25 protein-coding genes are annotated in these 26,262 nt (G+C 55.9%); 8 read left to right on the top strand and 17 right to left on the bottom strand.

What is annotated here, in order from left to right; all coding sequences use genetic code 11:
* Nucleotides 1–137: 137 nt before the first annotated feature.
* From fdnG to fdnI, 3 genes are read left to right on the top strand one after another with little or no spacing between them, the layout of a single operon-like run.
* Nucleotides 138–3,185: a formate dehydrogenase-N subunit alpha gene (gene fdnG / locus ACQG19_RS13005; RefSeq protein ID WP_131638984.1), complete on the top strand. Its 3,048-nt coding sequence runs from the start codon at nt 138–140 to the stop codon at nt 3,183–3,185.
* Between the two features lie 11 nt (nt 3,186–3,196).
* A complete protein-coding gene (gene fdxH / locus ACQG19_RS13000) occupies nt 3,197–4,081 on the top strand; it encodes a formate dehydrogenase subunit beta (RefSeq protein WP_003857048.1) in 885 nt (294 codons plus the stop codon).
* The gene (gene fdnI / locus ACQG19_RS12995) at nt 4,074–4,730 is read left to right on the top strand and encodes a formate dehydrogenase-N subunit gamma (protein ID WP_013096526.1); all 657 of its coding nucleotides are present in this window, start codon (nt 4,074–4,076) and stop codon (nt 4,728–4,730) included. Before fdxH ends, fdnI begins: the two co-directional genes overlap by 8 nt.
* Before the next feature lie 54 nt (nt 4,731–4,784).
* Here fdnI and ACQG19_RS12990 read toward each other — a convergent pair whose 3' ends face one another.
* The 3 genes from ACQG19_RS12990 to ppk2 all read right to left on the bottom strand — a co-directional run bounded on the left by ACQG19_RS12990 (nt 4,785) and on the right by ppk2 (nt 6,217).
* Complete coding sequence (locus tag ACQG19_RS12990) at nt 4,785–5,108, bottom strand: CcdB family protein (RefSeq protein ID WP_222168416.1); 324 nt, start codon at nt 5,106–5,108, stop codon at nt 4,785–4,787.
* The gene (locus ACQG19_RS12985) at nt 5,108–5,296 is read right to left on the bottom strand and encodes a type II toxin-antitoxin system CcdA family antitoxin (RefSeq protein WP_072036492.1); all 189 of its coding nucleotides are present in this window, start codon (nt 5,294–5,296) and stop codon (nt 5,108–5,110) included. Before ACQG19_RS12985 ends, ACQG19_RS12990 begins: the two co-directional genes overlap by 1 nt.
* Nucleotides 5,297–5,398: 102 nt before the next feature.
* Nucleotides 5,399–6,217 carry a polyphosphate kinase 2 gene (ppk2, locus tag ACQG19_RS12980; protein ID WP_013096528.1) on the bottom strand — a complete coding sequence of 273 codons (819 nt, stop codon included), beginning with the start codon at nt 6,215–6,217 and terminating at the stop codon, nt 5,399–5,401.
* 167 nt (nt 6,218–6,384) lie between these two features.
* On the opposite strand from ppk2, the gene araJ reads away from it, so the two are divergent.
* The gene (gene araJ, locus ACQG19_RS12975; RefSeq protein ID WP_100168144.1) at nt 6,385–7,560 is read left to right on the top strand and encodes an MFS transporter AraJ; all 1,176 of its coding nucleotides are present in this window, start codon (nt 6,385–6,387) and stop codon (nt 7,558–7,560) included.
* A 61-nt stretch (nt 7,561–7,621) separates the two neighbouring features.
* Here araJ and adhP read toward each other — a convergent pair whose 3' ends face one another.
* The 6 genes from adhP to ACQG19_RS12945 form a co-directional block, all read right to left on the bottom strand.
* Nucleotides 7,622–8,632 carry an alcohol dehydrogenase AdhP gene (adhP, locus tag ACQG19_RS12970; RefSeq protein ID WP_013096530.1) on the bottom strand — a complete coding sequence of 337 codons (1,011 nt, stop codon included), beginning with the start codon at nt 8,630–8,632 and terminating at the stop codon, nt 7,622–7,624.
* A 195-nt stretch (nt 8,633–8,827) separates the two neighbouring features.
* The gene (locus ACQG19_RS12965; RefSeq protein WP_222168415.1) at nt 8,828–10,537 is read right to left on the bottom strand and encodes an ABC-F family ATP-binding cassette domain-containing protein; all 1,710 of its coding nucleotides are present in this window, start codon (nt 10,535–10,537) and stop codon (nt 8,828–8,830) included.
* A gap of 326 nt (nt 10,538–10,863) precedes the next feature.
* Nucleotides 10,864–12,561, bottom strand: a complete 1,698-nt coding sequence (locus ACQG19_RS12960; protein ID WP_013096532.1) for an NAD-dependent malic enzyme — start codon at nt 12,559–12,561, stop codon at nt 10,864–10,866.
* Between the two features lie 175 nt (nt 12,562–12,736).
* Entirely contained in the window at nt 12,737–12,874 is a 138-nt protein-coding gene (gene sra, locus ACQG19_RS12955) for a stationary-phase-induced ribosome-associated protein (protein ID WP_013096533.1), read from the bottom strand.
* A 95-nt stretch (nt 12,875–12,969) separates the two neighbouring features.
* Nucleotides 12,970–13,185 (bottom strand): biofilm-dependent modulation protein, encoded by a 216-nt coding sequence (bdm, locus tag ACQG19_RS12950; protein WP_013096534.1) that lies wholly within the window; start codon nt 13,183–13,185, stop codon nt 12,970–12,972.
* A gap of 232 nt (nt 13,186–13,417) precedes the next feature.
* Nucleotides 13,418–14,269: a Vmh family MBL fold metallo-hydrolase gene (locus ACQG19_RS12945; protein ID WP_102752233.1), complete on the bottom strand. Its 852-nt coding sequence runs from the start codon at nt 14,267–14,269 to the stop codon at nt 13,418–13,420.
* 111 nt (nt 14,270–14,380) lie between these two features.
* Here ACQG19_RS12945 and ACQG19_RS12940 point away from each other — a divergent pair, with 111 nt between their 5' ends.
* On the top strand, nt 14,381–15,274 hold the full coding sequence (locus ACQG19_RS12940) for a LysR family transcriptional regulator (RefSeq protein WP_072264523.1): 894 nt from the start codon (nt 14,381–14,383) through the stop codon (nt 15,272–15,274).
* A gap of 81 nt (nt 15,275–15,355) precedes the next feature.
* Nucleotides 15,356–15,784: an OsmC family protein gene (locus tag ACQG19_RS12935; protein ID WP_102752232.1), complete on the top strand. Its 429-nt coding sequence runs from the start codon at nt 15,356–15,358 to the stop codon at nt 15,782–15,784.
* 23 nt (nt 15,785–15,807) lie between these two features.
* On the opposite strand, the gene ACQG19_RS12930 is transcribed toward ACQG19_RS12935, so the two are convergent.
* On the bottom strand, nt 15,808–16,713 hold the full coding sequence (locus ACQG19_RS12930) for a LysR family transcriptional regulator (RefSeq protein ID WP_102752231.1): 906 nt from the start codon (nt 16,711–16,713) through the stop codon (nt 15,808–15,810).
* A gap of 134 nt (nt 16,714–16,847) precedes the next feature.
* On the opposite strand from ACQG19_RS12930, the gene ACQG19_RS12925 reads away from it, so the two are divergent.
* The gene (locus ACQG19_RS12925; RefSeq protein WP_102752230.1) at nt 16,848–17,597 is read left to right on the top strand and encodes an SDR family NAD(P)-dependent oxidoreductase; all 750 of its coding nucleotides are present in this window, start codon (nt 16,848–16,850) and stop codon (nt 17,595–17,597) included.
* Here ACQG19_RS12925 and ACQG19_RS12920 read toward each other — a convergent pair.
* Genes ACQG19_RS12920 through ACQG19_RS12890 form a run of 7 tightly spaced genes read right to left on the bottom strand, consistent with a single transcriptional unit; the run spans nt 17,594 to nt 24,427 of the window.
* Entirely contained in the window at nt 17,594–18,523 is a 930-nt protein-coding gene (locus tag ACQG19_RS12920) for an ABC transporter ATP-binding protein (RefSeq protein WP_426725922.1), read from the bottom strand. The two genes, ACQG19_RS12925 and ACQG19_RS12920, sit on opposite strands and share 4 nt — an antisense overlap.
* Nucleotides 18,516–19,502: an ABC transporter ATP-binding protein gene (locus ACQG19_RS12915; RefSeq protein WP_020688688.1), complete on the bottom strand. Its 987-nt coding sequence runs from the start codon at nt 19,500–19,502 to the stop codon at nt 18,516–18,518. Before ACQG19_RS12915 ends, ACQG19_RS12920 begins: the two co-directional genes overlap by 8 nt.
* Nucleotides 19,499–20,395 (bottom strand): D,D-dipeptide ABC transporter permease, encoded by an 897-nt coding sequence (gene ddpC, locus ACQG19_RS12910; RefSeq protein ID WP_102752229.1) that lies wholly within the window; start codon nt 20,393–20,395, stop codon nt 19,499–19,501. Before ddpC ends, ACQG19_RS12915 begins: the two co-directional genes overlap by 4 nt.
* Complete coding sequence (locus ACQG19_RS12905) at nt 20,392–21,414, bottom strand: ABC transporter permease (RefSeq protein ID WP_013096543.1); 1,023 nt, start codon at nt 21,412–21,414, stop codon at nt 20,392–20,394. The genes ddpC and ACQG19_RS12905 overlap by 4 nt, the downstream gene beginning before the upstream one ends.
* A gap of 22 nt (nt 21,415–21,436) precedes the next feature.
* Nucleotides 21,437–22,969, bottom strand: a complete 1,533-nt coding sequence (locus ACQG19_RS12900) for an ABC transporter substrate-binding protein (RefSeq protein ID WP_246931725.1) — start codon at nt 22,967–22,969, stop codon at nt 21,437–21,439.
* A gap of 15 nt (nt 22,970–22,984) precedes the next feature.
* Nucleotides 22,985–23,560 (bottom strand): D-alanyl-D-alanine dipeptidase, encoded by a 576-nt coding sequence (ddpX, locus tag ACQG19_RS12895; protein ID WP_013096545.1) that lies wholly within the window; start codon nt 23,558–23,560, stop codon nt 22,985–22,987.
* Between the two features lie 12 nt (nt 23,561–23,572).
* Nucleotides 23,573–24,427, bottom strand: a complete 855-nt coding sequence (locus ACQG19_RS12890) for a MurR/RpiR family transcriptional regulator (RefSeq protein WP_013096546.1) — start codon at nt 24,425–24,427, stop codon at nt 23,573–23,575.
* Between the two features lie 267 nt (nt 24,428–24,694).
* Between ACQG19_RS12890 and ACQG19_RS12885 the strand changes: the two genes are divergently transcribed.
* On the top strand, nt 24,695–26,179 hold the full coding sequence (locus tag ACQG19_RS12885) for an alpha/beta hydrolase (RefSeq protein WP_038419493.1): 1,485 nt from the start codon (nt 24,695–24,697) through the stop codon (nt 26,177–26,179).
* Nucleotides 26,180–26,262: the final 83 nt, after the last annotated feature.

Raw genomic sequence — 26,262 nt, 5'->3', positions numbered from 1 at the left:
ATCAAAAAGAGGTATTTAAATGCGAGATGGCTGACTATTAAGGGGGCGAACACCGGCGACCTTGATTTGACGCAAAAAAAACAGGGACTTTGCTGTTAGTTTGCGGCGCGAAGTCTTATCCGTAAATGAGGACAACAATGGACGTCAGCCGCAGACAATTTTTCAAAATCTGCGCGGGCGGTATGGCCGGAACAACAGCCGCGATGCTGGGATTCGCTCCCAAAATGGCGCTGGCTCAGGCGCGCAACTATAAACTGCTGCGTGCCAAAGAGATCCGTAACACCTGCACATACTGCTCCGTGGGTTGTGGGCTTTTAATGTATAGCCTGGGCGATGGCGCGAAGAACGCCCGAGAGGCCATTTATCATATTGAAGGGGATCCGGACCATCCGGTGAGCCGTGGGGCACTCTGCCCGAAAGGGGCGGGACTGCTGGACTACGTTCACAGCGATAACCGTCTGCGCTACCCGGAATACCGCGCGCCGGGTTCCGACAAATGGCAGCGTATTTCCTGGGATGAAGCCTTCTCCCGGATTGCCAGACTGATGAAAGCCGACCGCGACGCCAACTTCATTGAGAAGAACGCGCAGGGCGTGACGGTGAACCGTTGGCTCTCTACCGGCATGCTGTGCGCCTCGGCGGCCAGCAATGAAACCGGCATGCTAACGCAAAAATTTGTTCGCTCCCTCGGGATGCTGGCGGTTGATAACCAGGCGCGCGTCTGACACGGACCAACGGTAGCAAGTCTTGCTCCAACATTTGGTCGCGGTGCGATGACCAACCACTGGGTTGATATCAAAAACGCCAACGTCGTGATGGTGATGGGTGGCAACGCCGCTGAGGCCCATCCGGTGGGGTTCCGCTGGGCGATGGAAGCGAAAAACAATAACGATGCGACGCTTATCGTCGTCGATCCGCGCTTTACGCGTACGGCATCGGTGGCCGATATCTATGCACCGATCCGCTCCGGTACGGACATTACGTTCCTGTCGGGCGTGCTGCTCTATCTGATTGAAAACAATAAAATCAACGCGGAGTACGTAAAACACTACACCAACGCCAGCCTGCTGGTGCGGGATGATTTTGCCTTCGATGAGGGGCTGTTCAGCGGCTATGACGCGGACAAACGTCAGTACGATAAATCGTCCTGGAACTATCAGTTCGATGAAAACGGCTATGCCAGACGCGATGAAACCCTGAGTCATCCACGCTGCGTGTGGAACTTGCTGAAACAGCACGTTTCCCGCTATACGCCGGACGTAGTAGAAAACATCTGCGGTACGCCAAAAGCCGACTTCCTGAAAGTGTGTGAGGTGCTGGCCTCTACCAGTGCCGCCGACAGAACCACCACGTTCCTGTACGCGCTGGGCTGGACGCAGCACACCGTTGGTGCGCAGAACATCCGCACCATGGCGATGATTCAGCTGCTGCTCGGCAATATGGGTATGGCGGGAGGCGGGGTAAATGCCTTGCGCGGTCACTCCAACATCCAGGGCTTAACCGATCTGGGTTTACTCTCGACCAGCCTGCCAGGTTACCTGACGCTGCCGTCGGAAAAACAGGCCGATCTGCAAACCTATCTCACGGCGAATACGCCAAAAGCGACGCGTGCGGAGCAGGTGAACTACTGGAGCAACTATCCGAAGTTCTACGTCAGCCTGATGAAATCGTTTTATGGCGATGCGGCGCAGAAAGAGAACGACTGGGGCTTTGAGTGGCTGCCGAAATGGGACCAGGCCTACGACGTCATCAAGTATTTCAACATGATGGATAAGGGCAATGTCACGGGCTATATCTGCCAGGGCTTTAACCCGGTAGCGTCCTTCCCGGACAAAAACAAAGTGGTTCGCAGCCTGAGCAAGCTGAAGTACATGGTCGTTATCGATCCGCTGGTGACGGAAACGTCTAACTTCTGGCAGAACCACGGCGAGATGAACGATGTGGATCCCGCATCAATTCAGACCGAGGTCTTCCGCTTGCCGTCTACCTGTTTTGCCGAGGAAGACGGTTCGATCGCCAACTCCGGTCGCTGGTTACAGTGGCACTGGAAGGGGCAGGATGCGCCGGGTGAAGCGCGTAATGACGGTGAAATTCTGGCCGGGATTTACCATCGCCTGCGTGAGATGTACCGCACCGAAGGCGGCAAAGGCGCTGAACCGTTGCTGAAGATGAGCTGGAACTATAAGCAACCGGATCATCCAGAATCCGAAGAGGTGGCCAAAGAGAACAACGGCGTGGCGCTGGCCGATCTCTATGACGCCAACGGCAATCTGGTGGCGAAGAAAGGCCAGCTGCTGAACAGCTTTGCGCTCCTGCGCGATGATGGTTCCACCGCGTCGTCCTGCTGGATCTACACCGGCAGCTGGACCGAGCAGGGCAACCAGATGGCCAATCGCGATAACGCTGACCCGTCCGGGTTGGGCAATACGCTGGGCTGGGCCTGGGCATGGCCGCTAAACCGTCGGGTGCTGTACAACCGTGCGTCGGCGGATATCAACGGTAAACCGTGGGATCCGAAACGGATGCTGATCGCGTGGAACGGCGTGAAATGGGCGGGGAATGATATTCCTGACTTCAACACCGCGCCACCGGGCAGTGAGACCGGGCCGTTTATTATGCAGCCGGAGGGGCTGGGACGCCTGTTTGCCCTCGACAAGCTGGCAGAGGGGCCATTCCCGGAACACTACGAGCCGATGGAAACGCCGCTCGGCACGAATCCGCTACACCCAAATGTTATCTCCAGTCCGGTCGTGCGTATCTACGCTGACGACGTGTTGCGTTTAGGCAAAAAGGACAAATTCCCATATGTGGGAACCACCTATCGCCTGACGGAGCATTTCCACACCTGGACCAAGCACGCGCGGCTTAACGCCATCGCGCAGCCGGAACAGTTTGTGGAGATAAGCGAAACGCTGGCGAAAGCGAAAGGGATTGCCAATGGCGATCGCGTGACGGTGAGCAGCAAACGTGGCTTTATCCGTGCGGTTGCGGTGGTCACTCGTCGTCTGCAGACGTTGAACGTGAATGGTCAGCAGGTGGAAACCGTGGGTATCCCGCTGCACTGGGGCTTTGAAGGTGTGGCGCAGAAAGGCTATCTCGCCAATACCCTGACGCCAAACGTTGGCGATTCCAACTCGCAAACGCCGGAGTACAAGGCGTTTCTGGTCAACATCGAGAAAGCGTAAGGAGCGAGTAAATGGCGATGGAAACACAAGACATTATTAAACGCTCCGCGACCAACCCGATAACGCCCGCGCCGCGCGCGCGGGATTATAAGGCCGAAGTCGCCAAGCTTATCGATGTCTCTTCCTGCGTTGGCTGCAAAGCCTGCCAGGTGGCTTGTTCGGAGTGGAATGATATCCGCGATGAGGTAGGGCACTGCGTTGGCGTTTACGACAACCCGGCCGATCTGAGCGCCAAATCCTGGACGGTGATGCGTTTTAGCGAAACTGACCAGAACGGCAAGCTGGAGTGGCTGATTCGAAAAGATGGCTGTATGCACTGTGAAGATCCGGGCTGCCTCAAGGCCTGCCCGTCTGCAGGCGCCATCATCCAGTATGCGAACGGGATCGTCGACTTCCAGCAGGATAACTGTATCGGCTGCGGGTATTGCATTGCGGGTTGTCCGTTTAACATCCCGCGCCTCAATAAAGAGGATAACCGGGTATACAAATGCACCCTGTGCGTAGACCGCGTCAGCGTCGGGCAGGAGCCTGCCTGCGTCAAGACCTGTCCAACCGGGGCCATTCACTTCGGCACCAAGAAAGAGATGCTGGAGGTGGCGCAGCAGCGCGTGGACAAACTGAAAGCGCGCGGCTACGACAAGGCGGGCATTTACAACCCGCAGGGGGTGGGCGGTACGCACGTGATGTATGTTCTGCATCACAATGATCAGCCGGAGCTGTACCACAATCTGCCGAAAGATCCGGCGATCGATACCTCCATCAACCTGTGGAAAGGGGCGCTAAAACCGCTCTCGGCGGCGGGCTTTATCGCCACCTTTGCCGGGCTGATTTATCACTACATCGGTATCGGGCCGAATAAAGAGGTGGATGACGACGAGGAGGAGCATCATGAGTAAGTCGAAAATGATAGTGCGCACAAAGTTTGTCGATCGCGCCTGTCACTGGACGGTGGTGATCTGCTTCTTCCTGGTGGCCGTATCCGGAATTTCGTTCTTCTTCCCGACGCTGCAATGGCTGACGGAAACGTTCGGCACGCCGCAGATGGGGCGTATTCTGCACCCGTTTTTTGGCGTACTGATTTTTGTGGTGCTGATGTTTATGTTTGTGCGTTTCGTCCATCACAATATCCCGGACAAGCAGGATATTCCCTGGCTGAAGGGCATTATTGAGGTCCTGAAGGGGAACGAACATAAAGTCGCGAAGGTCGGTAAATACAATGCCGGACAGAAGATGATGTTCTGGAGCATCATGAGCATGATTTTCGTCCTGCTGGTGACCGGTGTGATCATCTGGCGTCCTTATTTTGCGCAGTACTTCCCGATGCAGGTCATCCGCTACGCGCTGCTGATCCACGCAACCTCAGCCATCATTCTGATCCATGCCATTTTGATCCATATGTATATGGCGTTCTGGGTTAAAGGGTCGATTAAAGGCATGATTGAAGGGAAGGTGAGCCGCCGCTGGGCGCAGAAACACCACCCACGCTGGTACCGGGAAGTGGAGCGACAGGAAGCGAAACAGGAGAGTACGGAAGGGATGAAGTAAAACGTCCTGCGCCGTCGGCTTTGCCCGGCGGCGCTTCGCTTGCGCGGGCCTACGTTATGTGTTCGTCACTAACGCATCTATCGCTGCAATGACGGTACTTCTTGCGCTGCGAAGATTACATACAAAATTTTTATTATTTAATTTCTTTTTCTCCACGTGTGTTATGCCAGCGGTGTTGAGAAAATATCTCTCAAATTCAATGTTTATTAATGGTGTGGCGGCGTTGTAATGCCCATGTAAGTAATTATGATAGCTTAAAGGAACAATCAGTCTTGTTGATAAATCATCATAATAGTCATGTTGAATTATCATAAAATAAGGCTGATATTCGCGCGTTTTGTCTGAGGGGTTACGATAAACATCGAACTGAAAGCACATTAAAGCCCTCCAAAATAAGGGTCATCTGATAATAATCCCGCTTTAGCAGTAAATTCATTCATGGCTTTTATGAATTCCTGATCCTGATGGTGTTGGCGTTTGCGTTCCTCTGGAGTCAAGGCCTGACGCGGTATTCTCTCTGTCCGGGGTGGTCTGCCACTGCAGTTTTCTGTTCGGTTTGGTTTCATTTTTAGCCTCCTTTGTTGGTGCGGTCATTATCAACCGCAGCCAACAAAAAACAATACCGTTTCCCCTGGTAATCTTCATTATGCGAGCCGTCTTCCAGCTTATCAGAATTTCTCCGCAATATATCGGAAAGGATATTTTGTCGGTTTGACTTTGCCAATTTTTCGCTTCGGTAAATCCACTTTTTCAACGTGAAGTTCTTTATACGGGATCTGCGAAAGCAGATGGGAGATAATATTCAACCGCACGCGTTTTTTATCTTCCGAGCGCGCCACAAACCACGGTGCCCAGGCAGTGTCCGTGGAGGCAAACATGGCATCCCGCGCTACGGTGTATTCATCCCATAAATTGAACGATTTAATATCCATAGGCGATAATTTCCAGATCTTGCGGCCATCGTTAATGCGATCGCGTAGCCTGCGTTCCTGCTCTTTCGGCGTCACTTCAAGCCAGTATTTCAGCAAAATGATCCCGGCATCGACCATCGCTTTTTCCATCACCGGTGCGCCATCAAGAAACTTTTCAACCTGTTCCGGCGTGCAGAACCCCATCACCCGTTCAACGCCTGCGCGGTTGTACCAGCTGCGGTCAAAAATAACGATTTCGCCGGCAGCGGGCAGGTGCGGAACATAACGCTGGAAATAAAGCTGCGTTTTCTCTTTCTCTGTAGGCGCAGGCAGCGCGACAACCCGGAATACGCGCGGGCTGACGCGTTCGGTTATCGCTTTTATGGTGCCGCCTTTACCGGCCCCGTCGCGTCCCTCAAACACGATGCAGACTTTCAATCCTTTGGCGACAACCCATTGCTGGAGTTTGACCAGTTCAACGTGAAGGCGACGAAGCTCTTTTTCATACTCTTTTGTTTTCAGAGGGGCATTTTTAACGACATCAACAGCGACGCTGGTTTTCTTGTTACTTGCCATGATTGTCATCCTCAGGTTGTCCGGTCGCGGGGAAGAAGCGAGGCCGCATTAAGAAGTGTAATTCACCTGAATTAATGGATTAACGTGTCAGTCTGCTGATTTGAACTGGCTCACCATACAAGATTATTCAATAATGCCCGCTGCGAATTTTCACTCGTGGTTGTGGTATGAAAAAGACAATTTTCTCGTTAGCCCTTAGCACGTTTGGCCTGGGCATGGCTGAATTTGGCATTATGGGTGTCCTGACGGAACTGGCGCATGATACCGGTATTTCCATTCCCTCCGCCGGAAATATGATTTCGTTTTACGCCTTTGGCGTGGTGATTGGCGCGCCGATTGTGGCGCTGTTTTCCAGTAAGTTCTCGTTAAAAACCACGCTGCTGTTTCTGGTTGCCCTGTGTGCGGTGGGTAACGCGATGTTTACCTTTTCCACATCCTATTTTTGGCTGGCGGCAGGGCGCTTAATCTCGGGGTTCCCGCACGGCGCAATTTTCGGCGTGGGGGCGATTATCCTCTCGAAAATAGCGCCACCGGGTAAGGTGACGGTGGCCGTGGCGGGGATGATCGCCGGGATGACCGTGGCGAATCTGGTGGGGGTTCCGTTTGGAACCTGGCTGGGGCATACATTCAACTGGCGTTATACCTTTTTCCTGATAGCCCTGTTTGACGCGCTGGTGATCCTCTCGGTGCTGGTGTGGGTACCAAACCTTCATGACGCATCAGAAATAAAACTCACCGAGCAGTTTCACTTCCTGAAAAAACCAGAACCGTGGCTGATCTTTGCCGCCACCATGTTTGGCAACGCTGGCGTTTTTGCGTGGTTCAGTTTTGTGAAGCCGTTTATGGTCAATGTCTCTGGCTTCTCCGAGGGGCTGATGACGATCATCATGATGTTGATGGGCCTCGGCATGGTGCTGGGTAACCTGCTGAGCGGGAAACTATCGGGTCGTTTCAGCCCGCTGCGTATTGCTGCCACCACCGATATGGTGATTGTCGCCTCACTGTTATTGCTTTTCGCCTTTGGTGAACAGAAAACCTCGTCGCTGGTGATGGGGTTCATCTGCTGTGCCGGGCTGTTCGCACTCTCTGCACCACTGCAAATTCTGCTGCTGCAAAATGCGAAAGGAGGGGAAATGCTTGGTGCCGCAGGCGGACAGATGGCGTTTAACCTGGGCAGTGCGATTGGCGCGTATTTTGGCGGAATGATGATTACGCTCGGTTTTAGCTGGAGCTATGTCACGCTACCGGCGGCGATATTATCCTTCCTGGCGATGAGCGCGCTGCTGGCGTATGGCTATCTGCGCGCCCGGCGGGCTCAGTCTGATGCTCGTGCGCTGGCCTGAGTGCCGGAATATGGTCATAAAAAACCGCCCCATAAACGGAGCGGTTAGTGGGTACGGACCGTTACGAGCGTAAATCAATCACCATACGGCCGCGGATCTGGCCCTGTTCCATCTCTTTGAAGATGGCGTTGATATCTTCCAGCGGGCGCATCGTCACTTTTGGCACCACTTTGCCTTCGGCAGCGAACTGGAACGCTTCCTGCAGATCCTGACGGGTACCAACCAGCGAGCCGACCACCTGGATACCGTCCAGCACCAGACGGGGGATATCAAGGCTCATGGCTTCCGGCGGCAGGCCAACGGCCACCACGCGGCCACCGGCACGCACCGCGTCCACCGCCGAGTTAAACGCTGCTTTCGCGACCGCCGTTACCACAGCCGCATGCGCGCCGCCGGTTTTTTCCTGCACGATTTTAGCGGCATCTTCGCTGCGGGAGTTGATGGTTAAGTCTGCCCCCATGCTCGCTGCCAGCTTCAGCTGTTCGTCGTTAACGTCAAGAGCGATGACTTTGGCGTTGAAGACGTTTTTCGCATACTGCAGCGCGAGGTTACCCAGTCCGCCCAGGCCGTAGATCGCAATCCACTGGCCCGGCTTGATATGGGAGACTTTTACCGCTTTGTAAGTGGTGACGCCGGCACAGGTTATGCTGCTGGCCGCAGCGGAATCCAGCCCGTCAGGCACTTTTACCGCGTAATCCGCGGTGACAATGCACTCTTCAGCCATGCCGCCATCAACGGAATAACCGGCGTTTTTCACATCGCGGCACAGGGTTTCGTTGCCGGTATTACAGTATTCACAGTGGCCGCAGCCCTCAAAGAACCACGCGACGCTTGCACGGTCGCCGACTTTCAGTGACGTCACGCCAGGCCCAACTTCTTTCACGATCCCAATCCCTTCGTGGCCCAGGATCACACCGGTTTTATCACCGAAATCGCCATTTTTGACGTGGAGGTCAGTATGGCAAACGCCACAGCACTCCATTTTGAGCAGGGCTTCGCCGTGCTTCAGTGGGCGTAAGGTTTTTTCGGTAACATTGACCTGATGATCCTGTGTAACAACAGCAGCCTTCATAGGTTTCTCCTTGTTTTTGATGGGTATGTGTATCGCAGGGGAATACTACTTAAGGATTAATAGTTTAGAAGAGTTATGCAAGGCGGCGGCAACATAATGTCACCAATTGATGCGATTTCAGATTAAGAATACAGCGATCCTCTAATAATTAGGGGGGAATTCACTGGCCCGGCGAGAAGCTCGCCGGGCACAGATCTACAGTTTTGCTTCTATCACCTCAATCTCTTTGCGCCATTGCACCTGCAGATGTGGTTTCTGATGCTTAGGCTTACGCGCCAGGTCTTCTGCGAGTAGCGTTTCCAGCGCGATCAGCCTTTCAAGCAGATCGTCCGAGGCTTGCGCTTTAACATCCGCGACTGCGGGTGACGCCGACGACGCCATCAGGCCTGTGCGTTCACGCAGCCGTTCGAACACCGCTTCGGCGTCATGCCATTCGCTCAGCAAACCGTCCTCAATCAGCCAGAAGCGATTGCAGCTTTGGGCGATCAGCTGCCGGTCATGGCTGACCAGCAGCACTCCGCCGTCAAACTGTTGCAGGGTAGTGGCCAGCGCCTCTTTGCCTTCCATGTCCAGGTGGTTGGTAGGCTCATCCAGCATCAGCAGGCTATAACGGGCAAGCGTCAGGCCGACAAACAGCAGGCGCGAACGCTCCCCGCCGCTGAGGGTGCTGACCTTTTGCCCGTGACGCGCCCACGGGAACCCGGCGCTGATAAGCGCCATCTTGCGATCCTGTGGCGCTGGCGCAAAAGGCTCCAGCGCGTCGAAGATCGTTGCCTCATCCGGAAGCTGATTCAGCGTCTGGTCGTAATAGCCTGGCGACACGCGAGGATGGAGTTTTAGCCCAGCCTCTGACGGTTCACCTGAGAAATGCCGCCAGATGAGCTTCATCAGCGATGATTTGCCGCAGCCGTTACGCCCGACGATAGCCACGCGATCGCCACTTTTAAGCCGCGCAATGTCGACGTGAAATAGATCGGGCAACCCAGGTGCAGGCGGTACGCCGAGGTTTTCCATCTCCAGCAGTCGGTCCGCCCGCAGGGCATCACCACGCAGGGTTAACGTCCACGGACTGCCTGCCGTGAGCTCTGTCTGGTTCTCCTTTAGCCGCTCGACCTGTTTTTCCATCTGTTTGGCTTTGCGGGCCAGATCTTCGTTATCGTAGACCTTGCCCCAAGTGGCCAGCCGTCTGGCACTGGCGGTTACGCGGTCGATCTCCTTTTGCTCCGCCTTATGCCGCAGCGCATCGCTTTCGTCTTTCGCCACCAGCGCCTGGCGCGCGGCGGTGCAGGGAAGGGCGAAGTAGTGCAACATCTTATCGCGCAGGATCCAGCTGCCGTTGGTGACGGCATCCAGCAACTGCCTGTCGTGCGAGACCAGTACAAAGCTGCCGGACCAGTTCTGTAAAAACTGCTCCAGCCAGAGCATGGTAGGCAAATCGAGGTGGTTGCTCGGCTCGTCCAGCAGTAACAGATCCGGCTCGCCGATCAACGCCCGCGCGAGCAGGAGACGCGTGTGTTGCCCGCCGCTCAGCGTCGCCGACGTTAAGGCCATGTCCTGCGGCGTAAAACCCATACCCGCCAGCAGCGTTTCTGCTTTCCAGCGCAGGCTCTCGCGCTCAGTCGTGGGCAGTTGCGCCAGTACGGCGTCCAGCATGGTCAGGGGATAAATGGCTTCTGGCAGATGTTGCTCAACGCGCGCCATCAGACAGTGTCCGGCCAGCGCGACGCTTCCGGCAGCGGGAGAGTCTGTGCCGTCCAGCACCTTCAGCAGCGTACTTTTGCCGCAGCCGTTGTCGCCCAGCAGGCCAATGCGGTCGCCTTTTTTCAGCGTAAAGGAGAGGGAGTCGAAGAGCGTGCCAAACGCCGTATCAACACGTAAAGATTGTGCAGTGAGTAAAGTGCTCATTGTTGCTTACCCAAGAGTTACAGGCATGTTTATGCCTCGTCAAACATCGCTGACGATAACTCAGTAAGCCCGAGAGAAGGGATTTCAGGGGTTGGTGTCTTCGCTCAAGCAGAAGTTATCGCAGCACGATACCGATAACGCTTGAGCTGGTGCGATCACCAAATGCATGTGAAACATTGAAAATTTCACAGTACAGCATAATTGGCCTCCTTATATATTCAGTGGGTTAATGGATGAAAGGAGTGTAGCGGGGGAAAGGCGGTTTGGCTAGGGGGGCGAATGTAATTCCCTCTCCCGGTGGGAGAGGGAACGGTCGGAACACAGTGTTAGATCGAAGTACGACGGTAGCTGCGGTATTCCGGCATCCAGAAGTTGTCGTCGATGGCCTGCTGCAGCGCGTCAGCAGAGGTTTTCACTGCCACACCCTGCTGCTGGGCCATTTTCCCGACCGCGAACGCAATTGCACGCGACACCTTGTGAATGTCTTTCAGCTCTGGCAGCACCAGTCCTTCGCCATCGTTCACCAGCGGCGAGTGGCCCGCCAGGGTTTCGCTTGCCGACATCAGCATCTCATCGGTAATGCGCGACGCGCCGGAGGCGATCACACCCAGACCAATGCCCGGGAAAATATAGGAGTTGTTGCACTGGGCAATAGGATAGGTTTTGTCCTTCCACACCACCGGATCGAACGGGCTGCCGGTTGCGACCAGCGCGTTCCCTTCGGTCCAGGCAATGATGTCCTGCGGCGTTGCTTCCACGCGCGAGGTCGGGTTGGAGAGCGGCATCACGATAGGGCGTTCGCAGTGCTTGTGCATCTCACGAATGATCTCTTCCGTGAACAGCCCCGTCTGACCGGAGACGCCAATCAGGATATCCGGCTTCACGTTGCGCACTACGTCCAGCAGAGAGAGCACTTCGTTGTCGGTGTCCCAGTTCTTCAGGTTCTCACGTTTCTGCACCAGTTTGGTCTGGAACGGCAGCAGGTTTGGCATGCCGTCGGTCAGCAGGCCGAAACGGTCGACCATGAACACGCGGGAGCGCGCCAGCTCTTCGCTTAGCCCTTCACGCTGCGTCTGGGCGATAATCTGCTCGGCGATACCACAACCCGCAGAGCCTGCGCCCAGGAAGACAATTTTCTGATAGCTCAGTTGGCTGCCTGCAGCGCGACTGGCGGCAATCAGCGTGCCGACGGTGACCGCGGCGGTGCCCTGAATATCATCGTTAAAAGAGCAGATCTCATCGCGATAGCGGTTCAGCAACGGCATCGCGTTTTTCTGCGCGAAGTCTTCAAACTGCAGCAGCACGTCCGGCCAGCGGTGCTTGACCGCCTGGATGAAATCATCAACAAACTGATAATACTCGTCGTCGGTAATACGCGGATGACGCCAGCCCATATACAGCGGGTCGTTAAGCAACTGCTGGTTGTTGGTGCCCACATCCAGCACCACCGGCAGGGTATACGCCGGGCTGATGCCGCCGCAGGCGGTATACAGAGAGAGCTTACCGATTGGGATCCCCATGCCGCCAATACCCTGGTCACCGAGACCCAGAATACGTTCGCCGTCGGTCACCACGATCACTTTGATATTGTGGTTCGGCACGTTCTGCAGAATATCGTCCATGTTGTGGCGGTTCTGATAAGAGATAAAGACGCCACGGGAGCGACGGTAGATCTCTGAGAAGCGTTCGCAGGCGGCACCCACCGTTGGGGTGTAGATCACCGGCATCATCTCTTCGAGATGATTTTGTACCAGACGATAGAAGAGGGTTTCGTTGGTGTCCTGAATGTTGCGCAGGTAAATATGTTTGTCGATTTCGGTTTTGAAACCCTGATACTGGATCCACGCGCGCTCTGCCTGTTCTTCAATGGTTTCCACCACTTCTGGCAGCAAACCGAGCAGGTTGAAGCTGCTGCGCTCTTCCATGCTGAAGGCGCTACCTTTGTTGAGCAGGGGGAATTCGAGTAATACCGGGCCGGCATAAGGGATATATAGGGAACGATGTTTTTTCAGTTTGTTGTCCATGTCACTCACTCTTTTTTGAAGATCCGTCCCTGACACTGCTGTTTGTCATCTTTCTGGCCTGTGCGATGGGGTGCGGTCAGGCGGTATTATAAAGGAGCTAAATATTAATTACCGCAACACATAAACAAAAACACCATCGGTTTTGCCGATGGTGTTGAGGATCTCTCCTGGGAACTTACTTGCCCGCGTGGCGTTTTCTGCCGGTGGCGTGAGTGACCTGTGTTTCACTGTCGCCTTCAATCACCACTTTACGTTGGTTAGAAAGCTTGTAGTTCAGTCCCAGTATATGGCGTGCCTGACGGTTCGATTTCATGTTAACTCCTCAATCCTGTTGATAGTTTTAAGGACCAGTTCGCTTACGCAAACGAAATGTAACCCCTTAGGTTGCAGATCCAGCTTAGCAGGTTTTTACAAAGGTGCGTTTTGCCCGCTGACGACGTAGTTAATGGTCTGCTGGTAGATGTCACTGAGGATGTCATTGTCTGTGGATTCCACCCACTTGGTCAGTTCCATCAAAATGTCATCTTCAGTCACAGCACCATGCTCGGCGTGAAGACCCTGAGCAATCGCGTTAACGAGTTCAGGTTGTGCTGCTGCAGTATTGGCCGGGTAATAAGTAAACATGCTGCCTCCGTGTCGTTGTCTGTTTAATGGTACGGCTCGCAAAAAATTTAATTCACAAACAGAATGGCAAATATTTTGGCCGCTGTGTCTAAGATTCATCTTAGAAATAAAAATGACATAAGTGCATGCTTTTATGCGCTTTTAGAGTGGGAGGATATATTGAGGGTTTGCCGCGAGGATATTTTGCAGGTGCTCCTGCTATCACTGAAATATAGCAGGAGCAGATTTTACATTACCACTTCATTTCGCCAGTATTCACTTTGGCGCTTAATTCCAGCGAGCTCTCTTCAGCCAGACCCGGATACTGTTTTTTCATGGCGTTGATCACGCCTGTCGATGTTTTATGTTCTGACAACGCCTGTTCGAAGTGCTGGAGATAATCACGGGTAAAGTCGATAGCACCGCTGCCTGCCGGTGGTGTTCCCAGATAGTGACCCGGGATCACGCGTTCAGGCTTATGTGCCGCCATGCTTTCCAGCGTCTGTTGCCACTCCTTGCGGCTGGCTGGCGTCTGGGTGTCTGCCGTCCAGACGTGGATACCCCAGGCGACACCGGTGCCACCGAGGATAGTTTTAGCCGAAGGGATCCAGACATAGGCGGCGTAGCTTTCTGGCTGCTCGATATCAATCTTCTCGCCGTCCACCATGAAGGTAGTGGATGCCAGCACCTGCGGAACGATAAGTTCGGTTGGCGCACCGTCTTTCATCTGCGGTCCCCAGAAGGCAAGCTTGGCGTCTTTGGTGGCCTTGATATGGTCAACCACCTGCTGTGTGGCCACCACTTTGGCATTCGGGAAGGCTTTCACCAGCGGTTGCAGTCCAAAATAGAAATCCGGATCGCCAGAGGTAATGACGATTTTGTTCAGGGTTTTCCCGCTTTTGCGAATTTTGTCGACCAGCGCTTCGCCATCTTTGACGCTGAACTGGGCGTCAAACAGCACGGCCTCTTTTGGACCAGAGACCAGCGTGGAGGAGACCGCAAACATCCCTTTGTCCTGCGGGTTATAGGTATCAATGGTTAATGGCGCAGCAAACACCGCGGGCGTGATAAGCGTGGAGAGAAGAGCAAGGTGAGTGAATTTCATTCTGATGTCTCTGTTGTTCAGGAAAGTCTTTATTGTACGGATATTCGCATTTGCCAGAATTCCTGAAACAAGACATGCTTTGTTTCATAAATCGAGCAAATGGGGTGTGATATGGATCGCGTTATTGCCGCTCAGGTCTATAACCGGATATGCGAGCTGGGAAGCCTGAGTGCAGCGGCCCGGGCGTTGGGTATCTCCCGTCCGATGGTGAGCCGCTATCTTGAGCAAATGGAGAAGTGGGCCGGTACGCGGCTGGTAAACCGCTCGACGCGCAAGCTGACGCTGACGGCGGCCGGAGAGAAGGTGCTGCTAAAAACGCGAACGCTGTCCCAGCTGTCGCAGGAAATTGAAGGCCAGTCGGAGAAAGATCTCCCTTCAGGCACGCTACGGGTGGCCTGCGCCCATTTTACCGCCATGCATCTGATTGCCCCTGTGCTGCCCGGCTTGCTTTCGCGCTACCCGCAGCTGCGCATTGAGCTGGATGTGAACAACCACCCGGTGAGCCTGGTAGGGGAACGCATTGATGTGGCGATCCGCATCACGGATAACCCAGAGCCCGGGATGATTGCCCGCAGGCTCGGGGAGTGTCGTTCCGTGCTGTGCGCGTCGCCGCAGTATCTTGCAACCCACGGCACGCCAGGGCAGGTGGAGGAGTTAGCGCAGCACAACTGTCTTCATTACAGCTTTTTCGCCGGTCAGGCGTGGCACTTCCTGACGCCGGAAGGGGAAAACGTCAGCGTCGCCGTGAGCGGCAACCTCAGCGCCAGCATCTCGTCATTGTTGATGGAGGCGGCGGTGAAGCATTGCGGCATTGCCATGCTACCGGAGCAGGAAGCACATGCCGCGATTGAACAGGGCACGCTGGTCCCGGTGCTGAGCAGCCTGACGCCCAAAGCGTTAGCCATTCACGGTATTTATCAGTCCCGGGAGTATCAGCCCGCGGCGTTGCGCGTGTTTCTTGATGAGATAGCGCACCATCTGTCAGGCGACGCGCAGCGGGAATAGGTTACAGAATTATCTGTGTTCCAGGGTGTGCCGAAACCATCGTCTATACTTATCCCTTTGTAAGCCAAAAGGAGAGCAAGAATGACGATTCATAAGCACGGTTCGGCACACTGGTCTGGTGATATCAAAAATGGCAAAGGGACGGTCTCAACGGAAAGTGGCGTCCTGAATCAACAACCTTACGGCTTTAACACCCGCTTCGAAGGCGCTAAAGGTACTAACCCGGAAGAGTTGATTGGCGCAGCCCACGCCGCCTGTTTCTCAATGGCGCTGTCGCTGATGATTGGTGAAGCGGGCTATACCGCAGATTCCATCGATACCACAGCGGATGTCTCGCTGGATAAAACCGATGGCGGTTTCGCAATCAGCAAAATTGCGCTAAACAGCAAGGTCACCGTACCGGGTATCGATCCGCAGAAATTCGACGGCATCATCCAGAAAGCGAAATCAGGATGCCCGGTGTCGCAGGTACTGAAAGCGGAAATCACGCTGGACTATAAACTTAACTAAGCCTGAGCCGGGCGAAGGCCCGGCTATCCCTTCAGCGCAGCAGGAAAAACCGCTGCCAGCCATGCAATAAACACCTTAAGGCGATGCGTCAGATGCCGGTTTTGCGGGTAAACCACGTGAAACGGATACGCCGCCGGGTGCCAGTCGCTTAAAATTTCTTGTAACGTACCCGCCTGAAGATATGTCTTTGCTGAATATGTAAACGTCTGAATGATCCCTAATCCTGCCACCGCCGCTGCCAGGTGCGCATTGCTTTCATTAACGCCGAGATAGTGCGAAATGCCGATCTCCTGCACCTCGCCGCCTTTCCTGAAGCGAAACGGAAAGGGCCGCCCGGTGACCGGGGAGAGATAGCTTATAAGTTTATGTCCGTTGCGCAACTCTTGCGGATAAGCCGGAACGCCGTGCTTTTTCAGATAGCCCGGCGTTGCGCAGGTCACCATGTCGGCGTCGCCCAGATGACGGGCGATAAGGGTGGAATCGTTCAGCGGACCGCCTCTGATCACACAATCCACGTTGCCGCTGATCAAATCAACAGGACGATCCGCCACGCCAAGATCGATGCGAATATCCGGGTAGCGCTGCATGAAATCCGGGAGCTGGGGGATGAGCACGTCGCGGGCAGTCGAACCGCCAATATCCACCCGCAGATGTCCTTTCGGTGTGGCGTGAGAGACGCGAAACGAGGTATCGATATCTTCGATATCAATGAGCACCCTGAGCGCTTTTTCATAATACTCCGCGCCTTCCGGCGTCGTGACCACCCGGCGGGTGGTACGGTGCAGCAGCCGTATTTCAAGATGCGCCTCAAGCGCTTTCACAAGCTTGCTCAGTGTGGCGATGGGCATGTTTAGCGAATCAGCCGCTCGGGTAAAGCTACCGGTTTCCACAACCCGCGTGAAGGCGCGCATCGCCATGAGCTGGTCCATCTTTTTCTCTCGATTATTTCTGTCTGTGAATAGTCATTTTCATTTTTGCTGGTTTTTCACTAATCCGGCAAGGGCTAATGTGTCTCCAGCGCAAGCAAAAACGCACAACGCAAACCCAACTAAAGGTAAATGACATGAACACAACGCTCTTCGAAAAAATCGCACTGGTCACTGGCGGCAGCACCGGTATTGGTCTTGCCACGGCGCAGGAGCTGGCGGCTCAGGGCGCCAAAGTTTATATCACCGGTCGTCGACAGGCCGAGCTGGATGCCGCCGTCGCACAAATTGATTCCCGTGCGGTGGGTATTCGTGCCGACGTCTCACAGCTCGCCGATCTGGATCGAGTCTATGCGCAGATAGCAAAAGAAGAAGGGCGTCTCGATATTTTGTTCGCCAATGCGGGTGGCGGAGATATGCTGCCGCTGGGAGCAATCACCGAGGAGCAGTTTGACCGTATTTTCGGCACAAACGTGCGCGGAGTGCTGTTTACAGTACAAAAAGCGCTGCCGCTGTTATCTGCCGGGTCGTCCATTATTCTGACCGGTTCAACGGTGTCGATAAAGGGAACGGCAAACTTTAGCGTCTACAGCGCCAGCAAAGCCGCCGTGCGCAACTTTGCCCGCTCCTGGGCGCTGGATCTGCAGGACCGTGGGATCCGTATCAACGTGGTCAGTCCTGGCCCCGTCAAAACCCCGGGACTCGGCGAACTGGTGCCAGAAGAACATCGTCAGGGATTGTTCGATGCGCTGGCTGCACAGGTTCCGTTAGGACGTTTAGGTGCGCCGGGCGAGGTGGGGAAAGTGGTGGCGTTTCTGGCCTCTGACGCGGCCAGCTTTATTAACGCCACCGAGCTGTTTGTTGATGGTGGGATGGCGCAAATTTAATCCACATTACGCCAGCAGCGCACGCTACGGCCCTCGTGTGAAGGCTGTAGCGGCTGCGGGCGTTCACACCCCTGCGTGGCCTGCGGACAACGGTCGCGGAAATAGCACCCCTCGGGCAGATGGCGGTTACCCGGGAGATCCGTTTTACGCAGCGCCAGGTTTTCATCCAGCGGCTCACCGGTTCTGGGAACGGAATCGAGCAGCAGCCTGGTGTAGGGATGACGCGGCGTAACCAGCACCTGTGCCGCCGTACCCAGTTCGACAATCTGCCCCAGATACATCACCGCCACGCGATCGCTCATGTGCCTGACAACCGAGACGTTATGGGATATCAGCACATAGGTCAGGTTGCGTTCCTGCTGCAGCTTCACCAGTAAATTGAGGATCTGCGCCTGTACGGAAATATCCAGCGCGCTGGTGGGCTCATCCAGCACGATGATGTCCGGGTCAAAGGAAAGAGCGCGGGCGATAGCAATACGCTGGCGCTGCCCGCCGGAAAAGGCGTGCGGCAGGCGGTCGAGATATTCCGGGCGGATACCGACCTGCTGCGCCAGGTTTTCAGCAAGCTGACGTCGTTCCCGTTCGCTGCTGCGTTTTTGCACCCACACCGGCTCGGTGATAATGCGCCAGACCGGCAGACGCGGGTCAAGCGACGAGAGCGGATCCTGGAACACCATCTGCATACCGCCCGCGTGGTTTGTCCGTGCACACAGGCCGGCACTGGGTTTGAGCATCCCCATTAAAAGCTGCGCCAGCGTGCTTTTACCACAGCCGGATTCGCCAACAATCCCCAGCGTTTCGCCGCGATGGATCTGAAGATCCAGCCCGTTAAGAGCATGCACCTGTTCCGTGACCCGCCCCAGCCAGTTTTTGCGTGCGGGAAAGTTAACGTGCACGCGATCCAGTTCCAGCAGTACGTCAGACATGGGTTTTCTCCTGTTGCGGATACCAGCAGGCCGCCCGCTGGCCTTCGGCCCCCTGAGGCAGTAAGCGCGGCGTTTCAGTGCATTTTACGCCCGCAGCAAAACAGCGCTCCCGAAAAGCACACCCGCGCGGAAGCTGGCTAAGATTGGGCACTGTACCGGGGATGGCAGGCAGCATCTCGCGCGGCTCGCCGTTTTCAGGCGCACACTGCAACAGGCCGATGGAATAGGGATGAACGGGATGGTGGATCAGCGTTTGCGTGGTGCCGCTTTCAATCACGCTCCCGGCGTACATGACATACATCCGATCGCAGAGCTGTGAAACCACCGCCATATCGTGACTGATAAACAGTACCGAGGTTCCGCTGGCCCGCGCTTTATGCTTCAGCAATCGCAGTACCTGTAGCTGGACGGTGACGTCCAGTGCGGTGGTCGGCTCATCGGCAATAATCAGTTCAGGCTCGCAGGAGAAGGCCAGCGCAATCATCACCCGCTGGCGCATGCCACCGGACAGCTCGAACGGATAACGTTCCATGACCTCCGCCGCATCCGGGATCTGCATCTCTTCCAGCAGGGTGATCGCTTTTTTTCCGGCATCACGCCGTGAAAGGGGCTGATGCTGGCGGATCACCTCCACCATCTGTTTGCCAATTCGTCGCGTTGGGTTCAGCGCTGTCATCGGCTCCTGAAAAATCATCGCCACTTTGGCACCGCGCCACTGGCGGAGTTGTTTCTCCGAAGCATTCAGGACATCTTCACCCAACAGTTTTACCTGCCCGCGATGGATCCGGTAACTGCCCTCCGGCAGCAGACGCATGGTCAGCATCGCCGTTACCGATTTTCCGGAGCCGGATTCGCCCACTACGCCAACAATCTCGCCGCGTTTGATCTCCAGCGATACGTGGTTCAGGGCGTGAACTTCACCGCGAAATATCGGGAAGCTCAGGTGTAAATCTTCAATGGTTAATACTGCTTCGCTCATGCCTGTTTTCCTCCCGATTTCGGATCCAGCAGGTCGCGAATGCCGTCACCAAACAGATTAAACCCGACGGCAGTGACCAGAATTGCCGCGCCAGGAAAGGCGCAGTACCACCACTGGTCGAGCACATAGTTGCGGCCCACGGCCACCATCGCTCCCCATTCGGCGGTGGGCTGCTGTGCCCCAAGGCCGATAAAGCCCAGCGTGGCGGCCATCAGAATGGCGCTGCCAATATCCAGCGAGGCCTGCACGATCAGCGGTGGCAGGGCGTTACGCAGAATGTGCCAGCTGATCAAATGCCAGCGCGACGCGCCAAATGTACGGGCGGCCTGCACATAGGTAAACTGGCGCACCACCAGGGTTTGCCCGCGCGCCAAGCGAACGTAAAACGGGATACGCACAATCGCAATCGCCAGCATGGCGTTAAACAGACTCGGCCCAAGCGCCGCCGCCAGCGCCATGGTCAGTACCAGGGAGGGAATGGAGAGCATAATGTCCATCACCCGCATAATGATGGCATCGCCGCGCCCGCCCAGCACGCCGGACAAACAGCCCAGCAGCGAGCCGATACTCCCGGCAATCACCACCACCGCCAGCCCGGCGGTAATGGATTGCTGGCTACCGACCAGCACGCGGCTGAACAGATCGCGTCCGACTTCATCGGTACCAAACCAGTGTTGCGCAGACGGGGCCTGCAACCGGGCAGTGAGATCCAGCGCGTTCGGATCATGGGGGACGATCCACGGTGAAGTTACCATCAGCAACAGCATCACCAGCATAATCACCCCGCCGATCAGCGTGAGCGGGCTTTGACGCAGCATCCAGAACAGCCTTGGCCAGTCGATGCCCGGTTTCGTTGCGTTTACGGGGACGGGCGTTTCCTCAGTCAACATCATTCGGCACCTCCGCGCCCGATACGAGGGTCAATCCACAGATAGAGCAGATCAACCACCAGATTGACGACCACATAGGCCAGTGAAACCACCACGGCGAAGCCCATGACGGCAGGGAAATCCAACGCCTGAATGGAGGTCACCACCCAGGCGCCCATGCCTGGCCAGGCAAAGACGGTTTCGGTCAGTACCGCACCATAAAGCAGATCGCCCAGCGCCAGCCCGAGTACGGTAATGGACGGGATCATCGCATTCGGCAGGGCATACCGCAGGACGATATACCAGCCCGGCAAGCCGCTGGCGCGGGCGGTGCGAATATAATCTTCGCTGAGCTGCTCCAGCATGGCGGAACGTACCTGACGCGCCACGATGCCAAGATGAACAAACGCCAGCGTCAGTGACGGTAAAATCAGGTGTTGCAGGGCGTTGAAAAAGACCTCGCCGTTACCCTCCAGCAGGGCATCCAGCAGATAAAAGCCCGTCACGTGGGCAGGCGGGTCGAGCCAGTCGTCCAGCCTGCCGCCGCCGGGCAGAAGCTGCAGATGGCCGTAGAACAAGACGATGACGCCCAGACCCAGCCAGAAGGCCGGTGTGGAGATCCCGGTCATCGCCATCAGCCGTACCAGATGATCCAGCCAGCGGTTACGGTAGACCGCCGATAAAATCCCCAGCGGAACGCCGATCACCAGCGCCAGCAGCAGGGAACAGAACGCCAGCTCCAGCGTGGCAGGGAAGAAGGCTTTTAAATCTTCCGCCACCGGCCGCCCGGTACGGATAGAGGTCCCTAAATCGCCGTGCGCCAGGGCGTCCACATAGCGGCCAAACTGGATATAGAGCGGCTGATCCAGTCCCAGTTGCTGGCGAATGTTTTGCACAATCTCGTCGCTGGCACGGTCACCGGCCAGCAGGCGGGCCGGATCGCCGGGGATCAGGTGTGAAATGATAAAGGTGATGATACAGACACCGGCTACTACCAGGATTAACCCCCAGCAGCGCTGGCGCACAATGCTCCAGAACGTCATACACTTTCCCCCGGCGAAACCGTTACTTGCTCATGGTGGCGATGTTGAACACCTGCTCGAGCATTGGATTAAAGGTGAAGCCTTTGACCTCTTTGTTCATTGCCAGCTGGTAATTCTTCTGGAACAGATAAACGTAGGCCGCTTCGTCAATCACAATCTTCTGCGCCTGCTGGTAATCGCGGGTGCGCTCCGCCTGGTCCGTGGTTTTCAGCGCCGCCTGCAGCAGGGAATCGACCTCTTTGTTCTCATAGAACGAGCGGTTGCCCGGCAGACCTTTTTTGTCCGGCTCAAACCAGTAGTTCATGAACATGTACGGGTCGGCAAAGTCCGGGCTCCAGTTGCCAATGGCAATGTCATAGTCGCCTTTACCCACGCGGTCGCGCATGGTGGCGTTAGCCAGTTTTTCCAGCTTGACGTTGATACCGAGCTTGCCCAGGCTGGCCTGAGTGGAGAGGGCGATAGGCTCCCAGTTCGGGTCGTTGTCCGAGTAGAGGAACGTCAGGCTGGCCGGTTTATCTTTGACTTTCTCCAGCGCCGCTTTCGCTTTGGCCTCGTCAAAGCTGTACTGCATGGCGGTGGCGTCAAAGCCCCACATGCCATCCGGGATCGGGCCGCGCATCTGCTTGCCGTTACCGCTGAGAATGCCTTTCACCATCCCCTGATAATCGGTTGCCCAGGAGACGGCCCGGCGCAAATCCACCTGATTCAGCGGCGCTTTGCTGTTGTTGAGATAGAGATAGGTCACGCGCAGGGACGGATACTCCGCCACGGCGACTTTGCCCTCCTGCTTGAGCGCCGAAAGCTGATCGACAGGCAGGGAGTCGGCAATATCCAGATCGCCACGGGAAAGCTGCAGGCGACGCGACGCGCTTTCACCGATAATTTTCACCGAGACGCGCTTAAAGTGGGGCTTATCTCCCGCCCAGTTCGGGTTAGGCACCAGCACCAGCTGCTGACCTTTTTGCCAGCTCTTCAGCATAAATGGCCCGGAACCGGCGGTGTTCTGCGCCAGATAAGCCCGCGCATCATCGGCGGCATTGGCCTTCAGTACGGCCGGGTTAATAATCGATGCACCGTCATTCGCCAGGGTATAGAGGAAGGGTGCAAACGGCTGGCTGAGGGTGAATTTCACCGTGTGGTCATCAACGGCGTCAATTTTGAGATCTTTCGGGAACGCTTCAGACGGCCCCTGGCTGAGCTTCAGCAGGCGCTCAAACGACAGTTTTACCGCTTCAGCGGTGACCGGCGTGCCGTCAGAGAATTTCGCGTTGTCCGTCAGGGTGAAGGTCCACTCTTTCTGATCCTCAGATGCCTTCCAGCCCGTGGACAGATCGCCTTCGACCTCCGTGGTGCCAGGCTTGTACTTCACCAGACGCTGATAGGACGGATAGGTGACGGTCCAGTCGTTGTTATCAATGGTGATTGCCGGATCGAGGGTTTGCGGGTCGGCGGCTTTACCTATCACCAGCATGTCTTTCGGAACGGCGGCCTGCGCAGCAGGCATGCTCAGGGCCAGCGTGGCGGCGATAAGCGTCGTGAGAAGCGTTGTTTTCATGGCAGTGCTCCAGGTTTAAAGAGGGGTGTGCGTCAACGGAAAACAGGCGAAACGATCGTCAAGAAGGGGATAACTGGCGGCGTTTGGCAACTCGAAGTGCCACCATTCGCTGCCGATCCCCACAAAGCCGCCGCCAAACATGATGGCGTTAAGCAGCAGGCGGTTGCGCTGGGCGTGCGGCGGCACGGAGGGATGATACGGATGAGAACGGTCATCCATCTCATCAAACCCGGCCCCCATATCCAGCACGTTGTTATGTTCATCCATCAGGGTGACGTCGATGGCCGTGCCGCGGCTGTGATTGGAGCCAATGGCCACATCCACCACATATTCCGGGTTCGGGCACGCATCCCACAGCTGCGCCTGGGCCTGCTGTGGGCGATAGGCGTCGTAGACCACCAGTTTCAGTCCGGCGAGCGTGGCGATGCCAATCGATTTCGCCAGCGCGGTGGCGGCATCGGTATGCAGCAAACACAGCGCCTCCTGATAAATGGGACGGCCAGTCAGGTTGTCGGCGGTGGCGTATTTCAGATCGATATGCAACTCAGGAAACATTCTGGCGACATCAATCAGTTCACTCTCTTCGGGCATAGCTCCGCTCCTTTAGCGTTCGAATTGTCCAAACTCTTGTTGTAATTCACGGTTTATCGTCAGACGGTCTGCAAGCGCATCACCCAGCGCCTGGACCACGCCTGACAGCAGCAGGTTGAAAAGACAGCTCACAGGGGCCAGCGAATCCCAGAAGTGGCCGGTATCGGTTTTAACCTGCAATAAATCAATAGGGTAATCCCGCGCCCACGGACACCAGATATCGGTGATCAGGGCCATCGGAATACTTTTCTCACTTGCGACACGACAGTACTGCCGGGCAATGGCGGAATAGGCGCGGGTATCGGTCAGCACCACATAAGGGTGGTCAAAACCGGAGTTGAGCGATTCAACCCAACTGCCGGATAACCCCTCGGAGTAGCTCACGCGCGGGCGCAGGTATTCCAGGTGGCTGAAGAAGGCGTTGGCAATCCCGCGCGTTGACTGAATACCCAACACAAACACCGCCTCAGCATGGGTGAGCTGATGGACGATTTGCTTAAAGACATCGGTTTGTGCCAGCTGATAAACATGGGTGATTGCATCCACCTCCAGCGAAAGGGAGTGCTGGAGGCGATCCGAGAGCGGGCGCTGCTGTTGCCAGGAGTCCAGACGTTCGTTCATTCCCCAGGGCTGATAAGGATCGCGCAGGCTTTTTTTGGCATCGTCCAGGTTGCGATACCCCAGCTTACGCAGGAAGCGCCCGACGGTGATCCCGCTGGTGCCGGTAGTCAGCGCCACGCTCTCTGCCGTCTCAAACGGTATCAGCGCGGCGTGCGCCAGCATCCAGCTTGCCACACGCTTTTCGCTGGGCGTCAGCTGGCTGAAGGTGGCTTCGATACGGTTCAGCATTTCAGGTTTGGTGGTCATTACCGCCTCGCTGTTAACCGGCTGTCAATGGCCGGAATTCTGTTACCTGGTTAACAATGCATGACGCGTGCCATGTTCACATGACGGCGAAAAGCCGCTGTGCTGTAAATTTCATGCAATATTTGATTAACCAATGATCAACATTTGTGCAGCGTAGTTCACTTTTGGTGCATTGTCGGATTCGACAGAGATGAATTTGGTGAATACGTCAGCCCCTTCACATTTTTGATAAGATACAAACACAGTGACTAAGAGAAGGAACCCGGCATGGCGAATTTGCCCTGGCGTGTCAGCGTGCGCCTGATGGCTCTCGCAAAGAAAGTGGCGATGGTCATAGGGATTATCGTGGTTGTGCTGCTGGCAGTGCGGGTATATCTCTCGCAGCAGGGGCCGGCGTTACATCTCTGGCATACCTGGCGTGCGGATGAAATGAGCGTAAGCGAGCTGGATAAGGCGAACTTTGCTGACTATCTCGACCGGGAAAAGGCCATCTTCACCGACCTGGATAACGCGGTCACGGCAAAAACGAAGGGGGAGGAGCGTACCGCCTTAAACCGCTACTACCGTCAGAGCCTGGTGTGGCCCGGAAAATTTACTCCGGATGCAAATCGCTCGTTTGTGCTGATGCCTGCCGGTAAACCGCGTGGTGCGGTGGTTTTACTGCACGGACTCACCGATTCGCCCTATAGCGTTAAGCACCTTGCCGTTGATTATCAGCAGCGCGGATTTGTGGCCGTGGTGCCGCGTCTGCCCGGACACGGGACGGCACCAGGGGCGCTGACAAATGTTGACTGGGAGATGTGGCTGGCGGCGACGCGTCTTGCCGTGCGCGAAGCCTCCCGTCTGGCGGGGGATAACGTTCCTTTGCATCTGGTGGGCTATTCCAACGGCGGGGCGCTGGCGATGAAATACACCCTGGACGCGCTGGAGTCGCCTTCGCTGCGAAAACCTCAGCAACTGGTGTTGTTGTCACCGATGATCGGCGTCACGGCGTTTGCCCGCTTTGCCGGATTCGCAGGCTTACCGGCACTGTTACCGGCGTTTGCGAAAGCGGCGTGGCTGAATATCGCGCCGGAGTATAACCCTTACAAATACAACTCTTTCCCGGTAAACGCGGCGCGTCAGTCGTGGCTGTTGACGAAGGCGCTGCAGGAGCAGATTGGCCGCGCTGCACAAAACCACACGCTGGATCGGTTGCCGCCGGTACTGGCCTTTCAGTCGGTGATGGATTCCACCGTCAGTACCCGTGCGGTTGTCACGGGGTTATTCGACCAGCTTCCGGCCAATGGCAGTGAACTGGTGGTGTTTGATATCAACCAGGCGGCGAGTTTCCGCCCGTTATTCCGGCCGTCGTCGTGGACGGCCCTCTCTGAGTTGTTGCCGTCTGCGCAAAGACGTTACAGTGTCACGATTGTAACCAACGCCAGTGCGGAGCGTTTCGCCACGGTCGCGAAGCACATCCCCGCAGGCAGCACAGAGGAGACCGTGGAGCCGCTGGCGCAGCAGTATCCGCCGGAGGTCTATTCGCTTTCGCATGTCGCCGTACCTTTCCCGCCTGATGACGATCTGTATGGCCGGCATCCTGCCGTGAAAAACCGCTATGGCATCAGCCTGGGCACCATTGCGTTGTGGGGAGAGACCTCCGTACTGAGCGTGGGTAAAGATGCCCTGATGCGGGTGACCTCAAATCCGTTTTACGACTACATGAAGATGCGGATCGACAACCGCATCGGGACGGAGGAAAAAGGGTGATCCCTTAAGCTGTTAATTTATTAGGTAGCGCTGGTGAAGTATGTTAAACAGTAACTTCCCCGGCGCCTCCCTTATTCTGGAAC

Source organism: Enterobacter cloacae complex sp. 277I4, assembly GCF_050031465.1.
In the GTDB taxonomy this organism is placed as follows: Bacteria; Pseudomonadota; Gammaproteobacteria; order Enterobacterales; family Enterobacteriaceae; genus Enterobacter; species Enterobacter cloacae.
Note: the sequence above shows the minus strand (reverse complement) of the source record. Positions and strands in the feature narration are given on the sequence as shown.